This window comes from Aquirufa beregesia (genome assembly GCF_011090385.1).
GTDB classification, from domain to species: domain Bacteria; phylum Bacteroidota; class Bacteroidia; order Cytophagales; family Spirosomataceae; genus Aquirufa; species Aquirufa beregesia.
Genome location: NZ_SEWW01000005.1, coordinates 114,055 through 133,481 on the forward strand (window position 1 = coordinate 114,055; position 19,427 = coordinate 133,481).

The 19,427-nt window shown below is 39.5% G+C and carries 16 protein-coding genes; 8 read left to right on the forward strand and 8 right to left on the reverse strand.

Annotation, left to right across the window (positions count from 1 at the left end):
* Positions 1-22: 22 nt before the first annotated feature.
* Together EWU23_RS09135 and EWU23_RS09140 are read right to left on the reverse strand one after the other, a co-directional pair.
* Positions 23-1,057 carry a DUF3500 domain-containing protein gene (locus EWU23_RS09135; RefSeq protein WP_166231240.1) on the reverse strand — a complete coding sequence of 345 codons (1,035 nt, stop codon included), beginning with the start codon at positions 1,055-1,057 and terminating at the stop codon, positions 23-25.
* Between the two features lie 30 nt (positions 1,058-1,087).
* The gene (locus EWU23_RS09140; protein WP_166231243.1) at positions 1,088-2,197 is read right to left on the reverse strand and encodes a Gfo/Idh/MocA family protein; all 1,110 of its coding nucleotides are present in this window, start codon (positions 2,195-2,197) and stop codon (positions 1,088-1,090) included.
* Positions 2,198-2,355: 158 nt separating this feature from the next.
* Between EWU23_RS09140 and EWU23_RS09145 the strand changes: the two genes are divergently transcribed.
* Entirely contained in the window at positions 2,356-3,213 is an 858-nt protein-coding gene (locus EWU23_RS09145; RefSeq protein ID WP_166231247.1) for a glycerophosphodiester phosphodiesterase family protein, read from the forward strand.
* Between the two features lie 150 nt (positions 3,214-3,363).
* The gene (locus EWU23_RS09150) at positions 3,364-5,847 is read left to right on the forward strand and encodes a cation-translocating P-type ATPase (protein ID WP_166231250.1); all 2,484 of its coding nucleotides are present in this window, start codon (positions 3,364-3,366) and stop codon (positions 5,845-5,847) included.
* 87 nt (positions 5,848-5,934) lie between these two features.
* On the opposite strand, the gene EWU23_RS09155 is transcribed toward EWU23_RS09150, so the two are convergent.
* The 4 genes from EWU23_RS09155 to EWU23_RS09170 form a co-directional block, all read right to left on the reverse strand.
* Positions 5,935-6,864: an alpha/beta hydrolase family protein gene (locus EWU23_RS09155; RefSeq protein WP_166231253.1), complete on the reverse strand. Its 930-nt coding sequence runs from the start codon at positions 6,862-6,864 to the stop codon at positions 5,935-5,937.
* 187 nt (positions 6,865-7,051) lie between these two features.
* A complete protein-coding gene (locus EWU23_RS09160; RefSeq protein WP_166231256.1) occupies positions 7,052-7,618 on the reverse strand; it encodes a hypothetical protein in 567 nt (188 codons plus the stop codon).
* Positions 7,619-7,848: 230 nt separating this feature from the next.
* On the reverse strand, positions 7,849-9,036 hold the full coding sequence (gene kbl, locus EWU23_RS09165) for a glycine C-acetyltransferase (RefSeq protein WP_166231258.1): 1,188 nt from the start codon (positions 9,034-9,036) through the stop codon (positions 7,849-7,851).
* Positions 9,037-9,049: 13 nt separating this feature from the next.
* Positions 9,050-9,994: an NAD-dependent epimerase/dehydratase family protein gene (locus EWU23_RS09170; protein WP_166231261.1), complete on the reverse strand. Its 945-nt coding sequence runs from the start codon at positions 9,992-9,994 to the stop codon at positions 9,050-9,052.
* Positions 9,995-10,385: 391 nt separating this feature from the next.
* Here EWU23_RS09170 and EWU23_RS09175 point away from each other — a divergent pair, with 391 nt between their 5' ends.
* Together EWU23_RS09175 and EWU23_RS09180 are read left to right on the forward strand one after the other, a co-directional pair.
* Positions 10,386-10,904 carry a carbohydrate-binding protein gene (locus EWU23_RS09175; protein ID WP_166231265.1) on the forward strand — a complete coding sequence of 173 codons (519 nt, stop codon included), beginning with the start codon at positions 10,386-10,388 and terminating at the stop codon, positions 10,902-10,904.
* 252 nt (positions 10,905-11,156) lie between these two features.
* Complete coding sequence (locus EWU23_RS09180) at positions 11,157-11,981, forward strand: SGNH/GDSL hydrolase family protein (RefSeq protein ID WP_166231268.1); 825 nt, start codon at positions 11,157-11,159, stop codon at positions 11,979-11,981.
* Position 11,982: 1 nt separating this feature from the next.
* On the opposite strand, the gene EWU23_RS09185 is transcribed toward EWU23_RS09180, so the two are convergent.
* Positions 11,983-12,540 (reverse strand): acyl-CoA thioesterase, encoded by a 558-nt coding sequence (locus EWU23_RS09185; RefSeq protein ID WP_166231271.1) that lies wholly within the window; start codon positions 12,538-12,540, stop codon positions 11,983-11,985.
* Between the two features lies 1 nt (position 12,541).
* The gene (cobA, locus tag EWU23_RS09190; protein ID WP_166231274.1) at positions 12,542-13,303 is read right to left on the reverse strand and encodes a uroporphyrinogen-III C-methyltransferase; all 762 of its coding nucleotides are present in this window, start codon (positions 13,301-13,303) and stop codon (positions 12,542-12,544) included.
* A 452-nt stretch (positions 13,304-13,755) separates the two neighbouring features.
* Here cobA and nirB point away from each other — a divergent pair, with 452 nt between their 5' ends.
* The 4 genes from nirB to EWU23_RS09210 are packed head-to-tail and all read left to right on the forward strand — an operon-like array spanning position 13,756 to position 19,412.
* Complete coding sequence (gene nirB / locus EWU23_RS09195) at positions 13,756-16,251, forward strand: nitrite reductase large subunit NirB (RefSeq protein ID WP_166231277.1); 2,496 nt, start codon at positions 13,756-13,758, stop codon at positions 16,249-16,251.
* Positions 16,252-16,271: 20 nt separating this feature from the next.
* The gene (gene nirD / locus EWU23_RS09200; protein WP_166231280.1) at positions 16,272-16,628 is read left to right on the forward strand and encodes a nitrite reductase small subunit NirD; all 357 of its coding nucleotides are present in this window, start codon (positions 16,272-16,274) and stop codon (positions 16,626-16,628) included.
* The gene (locus tag EWU23_RS09205) at positions 16,618-18,111 is read left to right on the forward strand and encodes an alginate export family protein (RefSeq protein ID WP_205753137.1); all 1,494 of its coding nucleotides are present in this window, start codon (positions 16,618-16,620) and stop codon (positions 18,109-18,111) included. The genes nirD and EWU23_RS09205 overlap by 11 nt, the downstream gene beginning before the upstream one ends.
* 20 nt (positions 18,112-18,131) lie before the next feature.
* Positions 18,132-19,412: a NarK family nitrate/nitrite MFS transporter gene (locus tag EWU23_RS09210; RefSeq protein ID WP_166231286.1), complete on the forward strand. Its 1,281-nt coding sequence runs from the start codon at positions 18,132-18,134 to the stop codon at positions 19,410-19,412.
* Positions 19,413-19,427: the final 15 nt, after the last annotated feature.

Sequence of the window (19,427 nt, forward strand, 5' to 3'; positions counted from 1 at the left end):
TAATTTCGGGATTTTAGGACAGTTATTTATGCTGGTGGTGCTCTGCCATCATATAATGTTCTTTCAGTAAATCTGTACCAAAATCACCCCGGAAATCACGCCATACCGTATGAATGTGGTTGGCATTATCTTGGGTATTATCAAATTCAACCAAAAAGGACTTCCCTTGAATGCGGTAATAATGTGCTTTTTTACGTTCGGTATTTCCTGCCCAAGCAAATTTGACCGAATTGAAATCTTCATTCGCAATATGTTTTAAGCGCATCTCAGCAATTTTAGGTGGCATGGCTGATAGATAGTGCATGATCAATTGGTTCAAACCAGCCTTTTGTTGGCTATTCATTTCTTTGACCGAAATCCCTTCATCTGGTAATGGACCTACATGTACAGAATTGGTGGTTACCACTTCGTTGAAAGTCGTGAGGTTAAATATGGCTTTGGCTTTTTGTTTATCTGACATGGAGTTAATCAAATCCAATGCCATATCTTCTTCTTCCTTCATTAAGCGTGTTCCTTTTCTTTCTCCGCTTTCTGCCTCCGCTGGATATACGCCAAAGAAAAATGGGGCATAAGCAAGCTTATCGTCCACAACGGTGAAATTTAGTGCAATGTGGTGACCTCCAAATTTCCATCCCCAGACTTTATCTTTGCTAGGGTCCCCATAAAATGCTACAAATTGATTCTCTGGAATACGACTCGGATTTTTGGGCTGAATTTCTTTCAAATAATATTCGAAATCCATGATGTCACGCGTTTTCTTAAAGCCCTTCTCACTTAAATATACTTGCATGAAATCATAGAGCAATTGTTTTTGGTTGGCATCCATATCCTTCACCACGGTGCCATGTCTAGCGACCATAGTAGGGGGCAAAAAGTGCCAATTAAATCGAGTAACGGCATCAAAGGAATATGAGGCTCTGCTTTTTTGAGCGTCGCTGAGGGATTGGATGAAAGCCATGGCTTTCTGCACGCCCGGGCTGTCGGATTGCGCTTGACTCACCAAGGGCAAGGCCCCAAGGAATAAACAGCTAATGAATAAAATAAAGGTTCTTTGCATGTAAATGGTTGATATAGGTTGTATTCAATTTTATTTTAAAGCTACTTTTTTGCCTGATTTTACCGCTTCAAAAATCGCTTCTATGATTTTCATATCTTTCAATCCCTCTTCTCCATCTACCGGTATCTTGGGAGTTTTGCCATCATGTAAAATAGCTGCAAATTCATCCATTTGTATGGTTTGATGGGTTACATGAGGGTAGCTTAATTCCCCTTTATTGGTCTTGGCTTTGATGGGCCCATAACCCGTAGAGGGCATCATTTCAGCAAATCCTTTGGTACCATTGAGGTAAAATTTATCCAAATTGTTGAGGGCATACGTGGAAAGACATGAGGCTACGGCTCCACTCGGGAAGCCCATTTGGAATAGAATGGTTTCGTCTACCCCTTCTTTGAATTTCTCTGGATCAGTTTTGGTTTCTTGGGCAGTCACCCAAATAGGCTCTTCGCCCAGCATATAGCGAGCCCCGTTGATGGAATATATCCCGATGTCCATCATCGAGCCTCCTCCCGCCAATTGTTTATTCAAGCGCCACTGTTTGGGATCCCCAATGATAAAACCAGATAATCCTTGAAAGAATAAGATTTTACCAAATTCACCCGCTTCTCTTTTCTTGATAATTTCTAGGGTATTGGGTTCAAAGTGCATGCGGTAACCTACCAATAATTTCACCCCTGCTTTTTTACAGGCATCTATCATGCGTTGAGCATCCTTCACATTCGTGGCCATGGGTTTCTCGCTGATCACATGCTTACCTAAATTGGCTACTTTGATGGCAAATTCAGGATGGCGAAGATTGGGGGTCATAATATACACCGCATCAATGTCTGGGTTATTTTTAATCTTTTCTAACTCTTCATACGAAAAGCGATGACTCTTTGGAACGCTGTATTTTTCTCCCCATTGGTCTAATTTGCTGGGTGTACCACTGATTAAAGCGGTAATTTTGGCTCTTTTACAGTTTTGCATAGCTTTGGCCACAATATTGGCATATCCACCTAAACCTAATAAGGCCACTTTTAAGATGGGGCCATCTTCTATGGAATGGAGATTTTCTTGGACCGTTTCAGCTTGAGAAAAAAATGGCATGGCTATCAAAGGAGCGGAGACCATTTGAATGAAATTTCGACGAGAACTCATGGGTTGTTCAAAATTTAAATAGGTGATTATTAATGCCTTAAAACTAAAGAAATAAAAGATAAAAAGAATGCAATTTTAATTTATCCTTTGTTAATGGGCTTTCTAGGCAATTAGCGCTATTTTTGTTTTGATTATATAGCTAAACCTTATTTAAAAAAATGAAAGTTACCTATTTATTAGGCTTATTCTTGTGCCTATTCGTATCATCTATGCAAGCTCAAAAGAGCAGCGATTATTTCAAGAAAATTCAAAAGTCTTATGTGAATACCCAAGCGCCTTTGGTGATGATAGCAGCGCATCGAGGAGCACATTTGGAGGAACCTGAAAATTCATTGGCAGCTTTGAAAAAAACGATTGAACTCGGGGTAGACATCATGGAATTGGATGTGCGCTTTACCAAAGATCGACAAATGGTATTGATGCATGATAAAAAAGTGGATAGAACCAGTAATGCCAAAGGTTTGGTGTCGGATTTTACTTTTGAGGAAATAAGAAAATTGCGTTTGAAACATCATGATCAAGTGACCAATGAGCAAATCCCAACGCTGGAAGAGGCCTTTCAATTGGCGAAAGGTAAGGTATTGATTGATTTGGATATCAAGGATGATGCCACCTTGGACTCCATTATCGTCTTGGTGAATCGGATGAAAATGGAGAAGAATTGTTTCTTCTTTGTGTATGAACCAGAGGAGGTAGTGATGTTGCAAAAGAAGAATAAAAACTTCCAAATCATGATTCGGACGGAAAATGAGGAAGCAGTGAAAAAATTAGTGGCCTCGGGTGCCAAGCCCCAAGCCGTCCATATTGATCCAAGTCATTATAGCCCCGAAGTGGTGAAGGCCATTAAGCAAATTCCTGCTCGAGTTTGGATTAATGCCCTAGGAACAGTGGATTTTAAGGCAGCTCAACAGCCAGCAGCATTTGAGGAAGTTTTGAAATATGGAGCCAATATGATTCAAACGGATCAGCCAACTAAATTGAAGGAATATTTGAAAAGTCAAGGAAAGTATCGGTAGTTATTAGGGATTAGTTACATGGTTACTGAAAAAGAGGTAATATTCTCAATTTGAAAATATGGAGGGAAACCAAAATCTGTAGTTTAAAATTCATAACTTAATTTCAGGACAAGACACTAATACCTAATAACGATCATTTACTATTTTTCTATGGAAATGCGGCCAGGATTATCTGATTCAGAAGTAGCTCAGCGATTATCTCGGTATGGGTTTAATGAATTGCCTGGTGGGGATAAAAAAAACATTTGGGTGATTGTGGTGGAAGTTATCCGCGAACCGATGTTTATTTTGCTGATTTCTAGTAGTTTACTGTATATGTTATTGGGGGATTATCGGGAAGGCTTGATGTTATTGAGTTTTATTTTGGTCATCATTTTCATTACTTTTTACCAATATCAAAAGACAGAAAGGGCTTTAGAGAAACTCAAGAATCTTTCTTCTCCCAGAGCCAAAGTTATTCGGAATCAACAAGTTGTTCGAATTCCAGGTAGGGAAGTGGTGCCAGGGGATATACTTTCTTTGGCAGAGGGTGACCGTGTGCCTGCGGATGCTCGTTTGCTGGAAATCAATCATGTATTTGTTGATGAATCCATGCTCACGGGGGAATCCATTGCTGTGCAGAAAATGCTGAATGCTTCGGAAGAAATTGGCATGGTTTTTAGTGGTACGATGCTGGTTCAAGGGCGTGCTTTGGCGGAGGTCACGGAAACAGGTGTTTATACCCAATTAGGTAAAATTGGAACCAGTTTAAGCAACTTACATACAGAAGAGACCCGCTTACAGGTAGAAATGAAGAAATTAATTCGTTCCTTACTCTGGATAGGAGTGGGTATCAGTTTAGCCGTCTTTTTGGCTTTTTATCTCACACGAGGGGGATTAGTGAAGTCGATTCTCAATGCATTATCTACCTCCATTGCCATTTTACCCGAAGAATTCCCTGTCGTTTTTACCGTTTTTTTGGCGATAGGGGCTTGGCGATTATCTAAAATACACGTGTTAACCCGTAATCCTTCAGCCATAGAAACCCTGGGTTCTACCACGGTTTTATGTAGTGATAAAACAGGTACGATTACCCAAAACAGGATGCAGATCATGCAGCTTTATAGTCAAGGTCAGCTGGTGGATGAAGCAGATTTTAAACAAGAGAAAGCTAAGCTTGAGCCCTTGATTCATGCTGCCGAACTAGCCTCCCATGCCTCATCCCTGGATCCAATGGAGTTGGCTATTTTTCAAACTAGACATAGTTTAGGTGTGGAGGTTTCTCCCAGTTTGTCCCTGGTACATGAATATCCACTGAGTACTGATTTATTAGCCATGACTCAGGTATATCAAATGGACAACGGAATTCAAGTAGGATATTCCAAAGGAGCTCCTGAGGCGATATTGAACTTATGTCGGTTAAGTGCCGATGAGCGGGCCTTATTGGGAGAAGTTTTAGAAAAAATGGCTTCCATGGCGCTTCGAGTTATTGCGGTAGGCAAAACGGATGATTTAGTGGGTGATTTTCCTGTGAATCAAAGGGATATGAAGTATCAATTTTTGGGTCTCATAGGTTTACAGGACCCCATTCGTCCAGAAGTGCCTTTGGCTATACAAGAATGTTTTCATGCTGGAATCACAGTTAAAATGATTACTGGAGATTATCCAAAAACAGCGACTAGTATTGCCAAGCAGATTGGACTAAGGAATGCAGATCATGTGCTTTCGGGTGAAGAATTGCTCCAATTAAGTGATGAGGCATTAAAAAACTGTATTGGAGAATATTCCGTATTTGCGCGGATTAAGCCTGAGCAGAAATTACGCATAGTAAATGCTTTGAAACAAAACAATGAGGTGGTTGCCATGACTGGCGATGGTGTTAATGATGCACCAGCTTTAAAGGCAGCGCATATTGGGATAGCCATGGGAAACAAAGGTACGGATGTCGCGAGAGAAGCCTCATCTTTGGTTTTATTGGATGACAATTTTGCCTCCATTGTAGCTGCCATTCGATCGGGTAGAAGGATTTTTGATAACCTACAAAAGGCCATGTCTTACATCATTTCCATCCACATTCCCATCATCGGTTTAACCTTATTGCCGGCTATGTTTGAATTCATGCCTTTGCTATTATTGCCCTTGCATATTGTATTTTTAGAAATGATCATAGATCCCATTTGTTCGGTTGCCTTTGAATCTGAAGTAGAGGAAAGAGCCATCATGTCTAGGCCTCCTCGGGATGTTCGGACTACATTTTTTGGGTTTAAGCTATTATTTAGGTCAATTGTACGAGGATTATTATTGCTCAGTACGGTTTTGGTGGTCTTCTGGTTTTCTTGGAAAGAAGGGCATAGCGATAATGAAATTAGAGCCATTAGTTTCTCCGCCTTGATTATCGGGAATATCTTTTTTATTTATTCCAGTTTGTCCAATACTCGAAGTTTTATCCATGTCTTCATCGAGCGAAACGCCATGGCATTGTTCGTGTCAATAACGGCTATTTTAGTTCTATTGGCGATTGTGTATGTACCTTACCTTCAAAGCCTATTTAGCTTTGAATTTCCAGGATTTGGACATTTTCGATTAGTGCTATTGTCCTCTATTAGTCTTTTGGTTGTGCTGGAGTTGGTCAAATGGGGGAGAAATAAATTATAAATGCCTGAATGTGCCTTGTCCTGAAATAGATTGACTTTGGGTTTATTAATAACTCTTTGTAAATATAATTTAAGCTGAATATAAAAATCAACGGGCTTTTTTATTTTTAAAGCTAAATGTGGACTGTATTCTAGAATTTTTAATGTTCAAAGTTTTCTGTTTTATCCATTGAATTGAAATGTCAAATGGTGCTGTATAACTGTCAAATGCAGTATTGTGTCCTAATGTTGAAAATAAAGTATATTCAAAAAGTTTGCCTTGAACTTTTAATGTGTTTAATTGCTCTATGCACAACTTTACAGGAATTTGTATATCCTTCTCACCAAAAAGCCAAAGTCCAGGAATTGAAAGAGTATTCAGCGAAATTTTAGGGTCTGTCGCCACGAATTGATACTTGTCTGGGTCATTTTTAGTATGTTCACGAGCATCTGCATCTGTATGATTCCCCCAAAAATCATTATTTCCGTTAGTATAAAATTGAAATCTGAGTTGTTCTAGAGTAGTAATCGTAGGGCAACTAAATAAAACCATAAATTCAATTTGGGGATTTTTGCTTGCCGTCAATGGAATTATCCATCCTGCTTGACTGAAGCCAATTAATCCAATGGGTATTTTTTTTTCTTTCAAATATGTCCGAAATGTATTGACCGCGGCATTTGCATCTTTAGACAATAAATTAAGATTGGTCGTGTCAATATTATTCGTACCAACAGATGGTCCTACGTACACTCCACCCGATTCTCCAACTCCACGTTTGTCATATGTCAACACAGCTATGCCTTCATTTGCAAGACGTTTTGCGAACCCCATTTCTCTTTTTACTGGGTCAGATCCGTGAACAATGACAACTGCTGCAAATGGATTTTTAGGCTTTAAAATTGAGCCAGTAAGATTGATGCCCTGACTTTCAAACTTTACATCTTGAATTGTAAAGTTAGTTGACTGACAAAAAATCATTTTTGGTAAAAGTATTAATGATAACCCAATTAATAAGTTAGAAAAAAGCTTATTATTCATTTTAGTTTATATAAGGAAAATTGTTTTGAGTGGTCTTTTTTAGCATGGGCACCAACGGTTTTAGGCTTGGTGATGTGGCGGATTTATAGCACAAAAGTTCAATAGAATTAATGCCGTTGAACTTTGCACAAATGTTTCATAGAAGTACTTCAGCCGCTTTATTGCCAAACGTCTGTTAGCACCAGTTTTATTTGTCGTCATATAGGATTTCTCTTGATTGTTTTTCAAATTCTTTCCTGAGTTCGTCAAGGTCTTTTTTATAAGTGTCCCCAAGTGAATTTGGAATAAATTCATTTACTTCAGTCAATGTTTTCTGCTTGGATTGTGCCTGTCTAATAATGTCAATATAGCTGTTGTAGGTTGAAAGTAAATATTTGATAAATAAATCTCTTGTCTTGCTACTTAAATTATCGTCAAGTAAAATGCTGCGTTTCTCTATGAAAATTAATGCGTCTTTTAGTGGCTTAGAGTCAAAAGTCAAAACGTCCAATTTTGTCTGTTGTGCATGTTCAACTTGTTCCCCTAAGTCGAAACGTATATAGTATTCTGTTTCAACTAATTTTTCCCAAATTTCTTGAAGTGTTTTCAATAAAGTGTCGTAACGCTCTTTCCTTATTGTGATTAAAGTCTTTTGAAATTCCTCAATTCTATTAAACCTCTTATCAATACGCTTTTGTATGAAGTAAGTCGCTAATCCAACAATAAATGTTGATGTCAAAAAGTTAGTAATTATGTCTTGGTAGTCTATAGTCATTGTTGTCTTTTAAAATGGGCGCTAACTTGGTTTATACCCGCTTCGGTTATACCGACTCTGTCAGGCGGCTTTAAGAAGCATGTAGTTTCGGATATTGATTTTAGTAATTATTCTATTTTAATAAATCTTCAAATGGATTTACAGATTTTTACTAACTTTAAATTACAACCAGTCTTTGTTTACTATTTATACCAATTAAGACAAATACCTAATAACAAACCACTTACCATTTAAATGACAGCTAGTTCCTTTCCCACCTTTGTAAAAGCAGCAATGGCTTTGTCTAAATGAGATTTATCATGGGCAGCGGAAAGTTGAACGCGAATTCTCGCTTTTCCTTGAGCTACTACAGGGTAGAAGAAACCAACAACATAAATACCTTCTTCCAACATGCGTGCAGCGAAAGTCTGAGCAATTTTGGCGTCGTATAACATGACAGGTACGATTGGATGGAAGCCCGGTTTGATATCAAATCCTGCGGCAGTCATTTGTTCCCGAAAATAGGCGGTATTTTCCGCTAATTTATCCCGTAAGGCCGTCGATTCAGTTAATAAATCCAAGACTTCTATGGATGCAGCCGTAATAGCAGGAGCTAAGGTATTGGAAAACAAATAGGGTCTTGAACGTTGACGTAGTAATTCGATAATCTCTTTTCTGCCCGAAGTAAAACCTCCTGAAGCGCCGCCTAAGGCCTTTCCTAATGTGCCAGTAATGATATCAATTCGGCCCATGACATTAAAATGTTCATGAGTTCCTCTACCTGTTTGACCAATAAATCCGCTGGCATGGCATTCATCAATCATGACCAAGGCTTGGTATTTATCCGCTAAATCACAAATTTTATCCAAAGGTGCTACGGATCCATCCATGGAAAATGCTCCATCACTGACAATGATGCGGTGACGACATCCTTGCGCTGCGATTAATTGTTTTTCCAAATCTTCCATGTCAATATTCTTATAGCGAAAGCGTTGAGCTTTGCATAAGCGTACCCCATCAATGATAGAAGCATGGTTAAGTTCATCGGAAATAATAGCGTCCTCTGCTGAAAATAGAGGTTCGAAAACACCGCCATTGGCATCAAAAGCCGCGGCATATAAAATGGTATCTTCTGTTCCTAAAAATTCGGAAATCTTATGTTCTAATGTTTTATGAATATCCTGTGTACCACAGATAAAACGAACCGAGGACAAGCCAAATCCATGGGAATCAATCCCTTTTTTAGCCGCTTCTATGACCCTTGGATGAGAGGATAGTCCCAAATAATTGTTGGCACAAAAATTGATTACCTCTTGTCCTGTATTTAATTGAATGTCAGCTCCTTGTGGACTAGTAATGATGCGTTCTTGTTTGAATAATCCAGCATCCTTGATGGATTGCAGTTCTTCTTGTAGAGGTCCTTGTAATGTTTGGTACATAATCGTTGATGAATTATTTTCTGAGGTTATTAATCATATCTTGGGTTAATTTGCTTAGGTCAAATTCGGGTTTCCAGCCCCAATCTGCTTGGGCAAATTGATCGTTGATGGAGGCAGGCCAAGAATCAGCGATAGCTTGTCGTGGGTCATGCGAGGCATATTTTAACTGAAAATCAGGAATATGCTTTTTGATTTCATCGGCTAACACCTCAGGAGTAAAACTTAAACCCGCAAAATTATAACTGGAGCGTATATGGATCTTATTCGCTGGAGCATCCATCAATTCAATGGTTCCCCGAATGGCATCTTCCATATACATCATGGGTAGTTCCGTTCCTTCAGATAAGAAGGAAGAATAGGACCCTTTTTTTAGAGCTTCATGAAAGATATGAATGGCATAATCCGTAGTGCCGCCTCCAGGTGCCGCTTTCCAAGAAATTAAACCCGGATAGCGAATACTTCGTACATCCAACTGATACTTTTGGTGGTAGTATTCGCACCAGCGTTCACCGGCTAATTTACTAATACCATATACCGTATTGGGGTCCATGGTGCAGTATTGAGGTGTTTGCTGCTTAGGGGAATTCGGGCCAAATACCGCAATAGAACTTGGCCAATAGACTTTAGCTGTTTTGTAGGCTAAAGAAAAATCCAATACATTCAATAAGCCGTTCATGTTGAGGTCCCAGGCCAATTTAGGATTTTGTTCCCCTGTGGCTGAAAGTAATGCGGCTAATAAATAGACTTGGGTCGGCTGGTATTTTTGATAAATATCCTTAAGCATGTCTTTGTCTAGCACATTGACAAATTCAAAAGGTCCAGCATGTAAGGTTTCGTAATCTGGTCTGCGGATATCACAGGCCACAACATTATCGTTATGGTAAGCTTTTCGTAAGGAGTTGACAAGTTCGGTGCCAATTTGACCATTGGAACCCAGAACTAATATTTTTTCTGGCATATGCTTGCTGATGAGTAGATAGGCAAAGGTAGAAAAAATGTTAGTCCATTATACCTATTCTGGATGGGAAAAATCAGGAAAAGGTAAAAGGTGAATGAATGTCTGAAAAGAAATTATTCACCTGATACTTCAAGCAAATAGATCAATAGCTGGTCTTATTTTTTTTCTCTTTTTTAGCGTCCTTTTTTTCCTTAGGAGTCTTGGTCGCTTCTTTTTTCTCTGTTTTTTTGGAATTCATTCCCTTAGCCATGTCATAAAAGGTTAGATGGGTTCATATTTCTTGCAAGGACGTAAAAATATTTTTGAAAGCCAAGGTTAACAGTCTTGTTCCTATGGACTATTCAGAATATTGGCTAATTTTAGATTAAATTCTAAACCTTAATCAAACATCATGTTACATGCTATTTTATTGTTCACCGGGCTCTTTGGTGGACTCCATGCTCACTTTTTTGAATATTCCCTTCATTCAAACAAGCCTAAAAATGGTTTTCAGGCTAATCGTCCAATCCGTATTCAACAAAATGCCCAAGGGACTTATCATTTAAGTGCTGCCAAAGGTAAAGCCATAGGTCCAGATATTAAATTCATGCCGGAATACCAGGCTTTTGGTTGGTTTACTTCTAAAGACCGGGTGGAATGGGAAGTGGAAATACAGAAAGCTGGAGATTATCAGGTGGACATCATCTATTCCGTGGATAATGCGGAGGCTGGGAAGGAATTTATTTTGACTAGCTCTACATCTCAATTAGTGGGAAAGGTGCTTCCAAGTGGAAACTGGGAAACATATCGAACATTAAAAGCAGGGAAGATCCACTTACCAGCAGGTATACAGAAATTGGTGTTTAAATCCAAGACCCAATTTAAGGCGGGTGGAGCTATATTGGATTTAAGGGATATAGTCTTGAAATAAATGCTTTTGAAAAGACAAAAAAAACTGGCAAATGATAGCTGCCTGTTTTAATTGGGGCTTAAAATTAGTGAATATCTACCAACCATTTTCACGACAATTTTAATTGGAACTATGTCAAATGTATATCCGATTGGAGCTATTTCATTTTTATTTCCATGTCGGAAATTTGATTTGTTCTTTAAATTTGCCAAATTATTTGAGTAGAAGGAGCTATGAGTGCTTCTTTTCTTTCTAACCTATTGACATCAGACAATGAAAAAGTTTATTATCCTCTTTGCTTTAGTATTATTCCAAAGTTCTTTTGCGCCCAAAGAAACGACTTGGGTGGCCATTGGTGACTCGATTACCTATTTAAATGAACATCCAGATGAAACGGGAAATCGGATTACGAAGGGATATATGACAGGAGTGGTGGAGCATTTACCTCAGTTTCATTATGTCAATAAAGGATACAATGGCTGGACGGCTGTAAAAATTGCCACAGATATAGAGAAGCTGAATATTCCAGTAGCTGATGTGTACTCCATTTTTTTAGGAACGAATGATTGGTGGGGCTCTAAGCCATTGGGAGCTTTGTCGGACTATGAAAATAATACAGGCGTAAGCACCGTTAATGGGGCATTTCGGGTGATTGTGAATAAGTTAAGAAGCCTAAATCCTCAGGCTAAAATAGTCTTGATTACACCGATGCAGCGGGTGGATTTTGTCTATATCAATAATTTCAAGAACAATGCCTTTGGTTCTTATAAAGAAAAAAATGGCCAGAAATTAGAACAGTTTGCCGATGCGATTGTAGCGATGGCTAAGTTTGAAGGTATTCCCGTGGTGGATTTATACCACAAGAAAGGGATGGATCATGCTCATTTGGTGCGTTTTAAATACCTAAAAGATCCGACTACTGGAAACTATAAGAAGTTTACTTACCCTGATTTTGTGGATGTGCCATTTAATCCAGCTACCGATGAATATCCTTATCCAGTGGAGGCTTCTCAAGTGACTTACGATGGCTTGCATCCAGCGGATAAGGGATATGAAATGATTACCAAAGAATTGGTTAAGGTTTTTAAAAAGTGGTAAGCTAATTCGTTAAAAAGCATTTGTCGGTTTCCTGACATTCCGATTTTAATTCATGGAATTGCTGATCTTTTACAGCAGTTTTGAGCAGTTCTCTTTTTTCTAAGGAGAGTTTTCTGATGATTTTTCCTTTGCAAAATCGACGAAGCTGTACTTCATTTTCTAAAATGATGCCAGGTACCGCGGTGAGCTTTCCTTCAGAATCTTTAGCTGCCATGGTGAAATAACAGGAATTGGTATGTCGCACTATCCCATCCGTAGGTTTGAAAGACTCCACGCGCATGCCAACAATCATTGTCGTTTTGCCCACATAAATGATGGAAGCTTTGATCGTGACTAATTCACCTACCTCTACCGCTTGTTTGAACTCGACACCTTCTACGGCTACAGTAACGCAATATTGCCCACTGTGTTTAGAAGCACATATAAAGGCGACTTTATCCATCAAGGAAAGCAAGATGCCACCGTGGATTTTCCCACCAAAATTGGCATAGGAAGGGATCATGAGTTCAGTATAAATGGTTTCTGAATCCAATACACTTTTCTGTAATTGATTAGGCATGTTATAGCTGGTTAACTGTGGTTTGTATCAAGGAGGATAAATGAGGTTGGTGAAGTTTGACTACTTCCCCCACTATAATAATGGCAGGGTTACTAATTCCTGCATTTTCTACTTTAAATTGAATATCTCGGGTGGTGCCAATCACCATTTTTTCATCGGGGCGAGTACCATTTTGAATGATGGCAACGGGCGTTTTGCTTTTACCGCATTGTTGGAATATGTCCATTATAGCCTCTAATTTACTCATGGCCATGAGTATAATGACCGTGGCGGATGATTGAGCAGCCCAGAAAATATCTTGAGAAATTTCCCCATTGGCGGTGGTGCCTGTGGTGACCCAAAAGCTTTCATTGATACCCCGACAAGTTAATGGGATTCTTTGGGAAGCAGGTACCGCCAAGGCACTTGAAATGCCGGGAATAATGTCGACTTCCATACCAGCAGATTCAGCTGCTTCTATTTCTTCTTGAGCTCTACCAAAAACAAAGGGATCACCCCCTTTTAAGCGAACAATGCGTGAATACTGGTGAGAAAGTTCGATGATTCGGCCATTGATTTCTTGCTGAGACAAGGCATGACAGCCAAATATTTTTCCAACAAATTCCACATGGCATCCCTTGTTGGCATAGGACAATAAAGCTGGATTGGCCAATGCATCATAGAGAATAACATCCGCTTCTTGTAGAATTCTAACCGCTTTGAGGGTTACTAATTCAGGATCGCCGGGTCCAGCACCGACCAGAAATAATCGTTTAGTAGGCATGCTTGGTTTTGGGTATGTTCTTTGTTAAGTACAATTTATAAAGAGGAATATAATGTTCTTAATTATATATTTACTCACAAATCTAAGTAGGTGAGTTTAATTTTCATCTTTTTATTGTATATATTTTGTAAAATGATTAAAAATAAGTTTGAAAATAGATTCAAAATAAGGCAAAAACCGAAAAATCAACAAAAACAGGTTAAATATTTTCCAATAATACTTGTTTTGTATTTTTTGATGGACAATATTTGCAACAGATTAAAAGCATTTATATAATAACGATTGTCCTTTTTTAGCATTTTAAGGAAATTTCAAAATGTTCCAAAATAAAATAGCCGCTCAACTCACTATTTTATTTCTCATCAACAATGATTAATACTTGTCAAGATTAAATTGGAATAATTCAATTTATCTGAATCAAATTTTATTACCACATTGTAAAATCAAGCATCATGAAAATTATCATCATTGGCAATGGAATGGTTGGCTATAAGTTTTGCGAAAAGCTGATAGCAAAAAATCCACAGGACATAGAACTCGTCGTATTTGGAGAGGAAATTAGACCTGCCTATGACCGGGTTCACCTCAGTGAATTTTTCTCTGGAAAGACTGCCAAGGATTTAGAAATGGCTCCAGCTTCTTGGTATGAAGACCATGGGGTCAAACTTCATATAGGAGATCCCGTCATGCATGTAGATTGTCAAAATAGGACGGTTACATCCCATGCTGGAATTACGGAATCCTATGATTACCTAGTTTTTGCAACAGGTTCATCGGCATTTGTTCCGCCCATTCCGGGTGTTGAAAAAGATGGGGTATTTATCTACCGAACCATTGAAGATTTAGAAATGATGCGTGATTGGGCTCCAAAAGCTAAAAAAGGAGCGGTGATTGGAGGGGGGCTTTTAGGTTTAGAAGCGGCCAAGGCCATGATCGATTTGGGAGTTACAGACACCCACGTAATTGAATTTGCTCCTCGCTTAATGCCGAGACAAATAGATGAGACAGGATCCGCCATTTTACAAGCTAAGTTAGAATCCATTGGCTTACATATTTTGACTTCAACCAATACCCTAGAAATTACAGGTTCAGATAAGATTAGCGGGATGCGCTTTCAGAATGACCAGCTCTTGGATGTGGACATGTTGGTGATATCTGCCGGGATTAAACCTCGGGATGAATTGGCCAAAAGTGCTGGTTTAGCCATAGGGGCAAGAGGGGGTATTTTGGTGGATTCGCAGATGCTAACTTCTGATCCTCATATTTTGGCCATCGGTGAATGTGCTCTTTATGAAGGAATGATTTATGGTTTAGTTGCTCCAGGCTATGAAATGGCTGAAGTGGCCATCGCTACTTTATTGGGTTCGGATAAACAGTTTACCGGATTTGACATGAGTACCAAATTGAAATTGATTGGTATCGATGTGGCAAGTTTTGGAGATCCTTTTTCCTCCGATGCGGAGGTTAGAAGTATCGTGTTAGAAGATCGAAATAAAGGAATATACAAACGTGTCAATATCAGTGCTGATGGAAAGATGCTACTAGGAGGTATTTTAATTGGTGATGCGGAACAATACAATATGTTACTGCAAACCTGTAAAAATCAGGTAGTACTACCTCCTAATCCTGAAGATATCATTTTAGGTTCTCGAGGCGGCGAATCAGAAGGGGGTGCTGGTGTTCTTAGTTTACCAGATGATGCCATGATTTGTAGCTGTGAGGCAGTGAGCAAAGGAGATATTTGTTCCCATGTTATCAATGGAGCAGAAAACGTAGAGGCCATTAAAAAATGCACCAAAGCGGGAACAGGTTGTGGAGGTTGTGTTCCTATGGTCAAAGATCTTGTGAATCATACCTTGAAGTCGCAAGGTATCTACGTACGAAATGTCATTTGTGAGCATTTTGATTACTCTCGACAAGAACTATTGGATTTAGTGCATTTGCACAATTTACGTTCTTATGATGAGGTACTTTCTGCCCATGGCCATGGCGATGGTTGTGAAGTGTGTAAGCCCTTAGTCGCTTCTCTGATTGCTAGTTTGTGGAATGAGATGATTTTAGATAAGGGAAATGATACAGCCCAAGACAGCAACGATCGTTTTTTGGCCAATATTCAAAAAGGAGGCACGTATTCCGTTGTACCTCGTATTCCTGGTGGAGAAATTACCCCAGACAAGCTCATTGTCATAGGGGAAGTGGCTAAGGAATATAATCTCTATACTAAAATTACAGGTGGACAGCGCATCGATTTGTTTGGTGCTCACCTGACGGACCTACCGGCCATTTGGGAAAAACTAATCGAGGCTGGTTTTGAAAGTGGACATGCTTATGGAAAAGCCTTGCGCACGGTAAAAAGCTGTGTGGGTAGTACTTGGTGTCGATTTGGCCTACATGATTCTGTCAGCTTCGCCATTCAAATTGAAGAAAGATATCGGGGAATAAGAGCCCCACATAAAATCAAAGGTGGGGTTTCAGGCTGTATACGTGAATGTGCAGAGGCCCAAAGTAAAGACTTTGGTATCATAGCCACTGAAAAAGGATGGAACCTACATGTATGTGGAAACGGTGGTTCCAAACCCCAGCATGCGCTATTGCTAGCCAGTGATATCGATTCAGAAACTTGCATTCGCTACATCGACCGCTTCTTGATGTTTTACATTAAAACAGCTGATCCTTTGACTCGCACCGCTACCTGGTTAAATAAATTGGAAGGAGGTATCGACTACCTACGCAACGTGGTGGTGAATGATAGCCTGGGTTTAGCTGAGGAATTAGAAAGCGAAATGCAAAAATTGGTGGATAATTATGTCTGTGAGTGGAAAGCGGCAGTAGAGAATCCCGAGTTCAGAAAACGGTTCAGTCACTTTGTGAATGCGCCAGAAGAAAAAGACCCTACAATAGATTTTGAAGTTTTACGCGATCAAAAGAAGGCGAAAGCCTGGAATTAAACAGCCTAAATAGTACAATTATGGTAGAGACAATGAATAATACATGGTTCCTAGCTTGCCAAGTGCAAGATGTTCCAGAAAATGGAGGTGTTTGTGTCAAAGTAAAAGATCAGCAAATTGCCTTGTTTCATTTTGCCCGTAGAGGGGAGTGGTATGCCACTCAAAATGAATGTCCACATCGTCAACAGATGGCTCTTAGTCGGGGGATGATCGGCTCACAAGGGGAAGAACCCAAGGTGGCTTGCCCATTCCACAAGAAGACTTTTTCCCTTAAAACAGGCGCCTGTTTATCGGGAGATGTAGAAGCCATCAAGACCTATTCGGTCATGGTTAAAGATGAATCAGTGTACATTTTTTTGGAGAGCGATGAAATATAAATTACTAATTCTTTTTTTCTGGATCAGTAGTCCCATCATGGCACAATTGTCATTTTCTGGGCAACTAAGAACTCGTACCGAGTATCGGGATGGAGTTGGAACTTTACGCATGAAATCCATGGATCCTGCCTTTTTTACTTCTCAAAGAACAAGGCTGACAGCCGCTTACAAAAGTAGTCGGGTACAGTTTCAGGCTACTCTTCAAGATGTACGTGTTTGGGGACAAGATGCTTCCACCATTTCTGCCAATGACGGAAGTAAGCTGGGTGTTCATGAGGCTTGGGCTGAAATTACCCTGTTCAATAAGTCAGACAGCACCTTGGCTAAATGGGTAGATCATTTGGCTTTGAAAGTCGGTCGACAAGAACTGTTGTATGATGATTCTCGCTTATTAGGAAATCTGGATTGGTTGCAACAAGCCCGTAGGCATGATGCTATAGTCCTAAAAATGTTGCATCATGGATGGCGTGCCGACCTAGGTTTGGCATTTAATCAAAATACAGATGCCTTTCAGTACGATGGTACGTATTATACACCAGCCAATGTATTGCCTTATATCAAAGATAGTAAGGGAAATGTAGTGGCCAGTCCAACAGGGATGATACCTACAGTCAATGCCCAAGGGTATTCCAGTAAATCAGGATCCTTGGCGGTATTAAATCCTCCAAGCACCAATGCGCTGGGTCAAAACTATAAATCCTTGCAATTTTTATATGTTTCAAAAAGCTTCTCGTCCAGCAAACTGACGGGTCTAATCTTGAGTGATCAATTTGGGGCTTACACCTTAGACTCCACCCGAAATGTGGCTGGAAAAGATACAGGTTATGTGTTTGGAAGAAAGTATCATTCTTCCTTGAATCATGCTCGCTTTACCTATGGCCTAACTTTATCTACTATGCTAGAAAAGTCAAAAAAAGTCCAGTTAAATGCGGGCTTTTTTTACCAATCTGGTCACGACAAAGAGGGATTGTTGTTAGATGCATTTACATCTACACTGGCTGTAAGCATGCAGCATAAAAAAATGGCTTATACGCTGGGATGGGACTATGTCTCTGGAAATGATGCTTTTTCTAGTTCCCAATTGAATCACCGTTTTGATCCATTATATGGTACGCCTCATAAATTTTGGGGATACATGGATTATTTCTACGTAGCTACGGGATCACCTCTGGGTGGCTTATCCAATGTTTATGCCAAAGCGAAATATATCTCCCAGAATAAGCGATTTAGTACAGGGTTTGACCTGCACTATTTTGCCTTAGCCAATCAACAAAAACAACTGGATGGAAAGCCATTGGATGCCTATTTAGGGATGGAGTTAGATTGGATCAGCACCTATACCCTAAATAAATCTAGTCAGTTGGAGTTGGGCTTATGTGCTCTTTCGGCTAGTGATTCCATGGAATATGCTAAATCCTTGACACCGGGATCGAGTTTAAAAAATGCCCATTGGGCCTATTTGCAATTAAATATCCTTTTATAATCCACCTAAATATTAATCTGATGAATACGATCAAACCCCTCGAAAAATTACATGTCTTTTCATTCAAAGGCGTGCAAATGCGTACTTTTCACATTACCTGGTTGACATTTTTTGTTTGTTTCTTTGGCTGGTTTGGATTGGCTCCACTCATGCCAACCATCAAGGAAACCTTGCATTTGAGTAAATCTCAAATCGGCAATATCATCATCGCCTCTGTTTCAGGAACCATCATTGCTCGATTGTTAATAGGTCGTTTATGTGATACTTGGGGACCAAGAAAGACTTATACTGCTTTGCTTTTATTGGGTGCGATACCCGTTATGGGAGTAGGTTTGGCCAATAGTTATGAGACTTTCTTATTATTTCGCTTAGCCATTAGTATTATAGGAGCCTCGTTTGTGATTACTCAATTTCATACGTCCATCATGTTTTCACCAGCTATTAAAGGAACCGCCAATGCCGTAGCAGGAGGTTGGGGAAATTTAGGAGGGGGGATAACCAACATGGTGATGCCTATGATATTTTCAGCCATCGTAGCTTTTGGCTATGTCAAAGCAGACGCTTGGAGATATGCGATGATTTTTCCGGGAATCTTGATGTTAATCATGGCTTTCATTTATTACCGTTATACCAAAGACACGCCTTCAGGTAATTATGATGAAATAGAAAGAACAGCAGAGCAAAAAAGTAAAACAGACTATTCCGTGTTAAAGGATTGGAGAATTTGGGCACTATCCCTTGCATACGCTGTTTGTTTTGGAATGGAAATTACATTTGACAATGTGGCGGCACTTCATTTTGTACAGGAATACGGCCTAAGTCAAAGTACTGCCGGTATCTGTGCTGGGGCCTTTGGCTTCATGAATATTTTTGCTCGTGCTTTAGGAGGGATTTTTGCAGATAAAGTAGGAAAAACCTATGGCATGCGTGGCAAAGGATTATTATTAGCCACGGTGTTATTATTGGAGGGACTAGGCTTAATCATGTTTGCCAATGCGGGTAATTTAACGATGGCTATTTTATCCATGATTGGTTTTGCTCTTTTCTTAAAAATGGCCAATGGCGCCACGTATGCTATCACACCCTTTGTTAATGCCAAAAATGTAGGATTAGTGAGTGGTATTGTAGGAGCAGGTGGAAACGTAGGAGGCATGTTGTTTGGTTTCTTATTCAAGAGCGAAAATATCACTTACATGCAAGCATTTGCTTACATCGGACTAATCGTCATCGCTATTTCAGTCATCATTTTCATCACGCGTTTTTCTGAGCCTAAAAAGGCAATGGAACTTAATTTGGCATAAAATTTACCACCTACC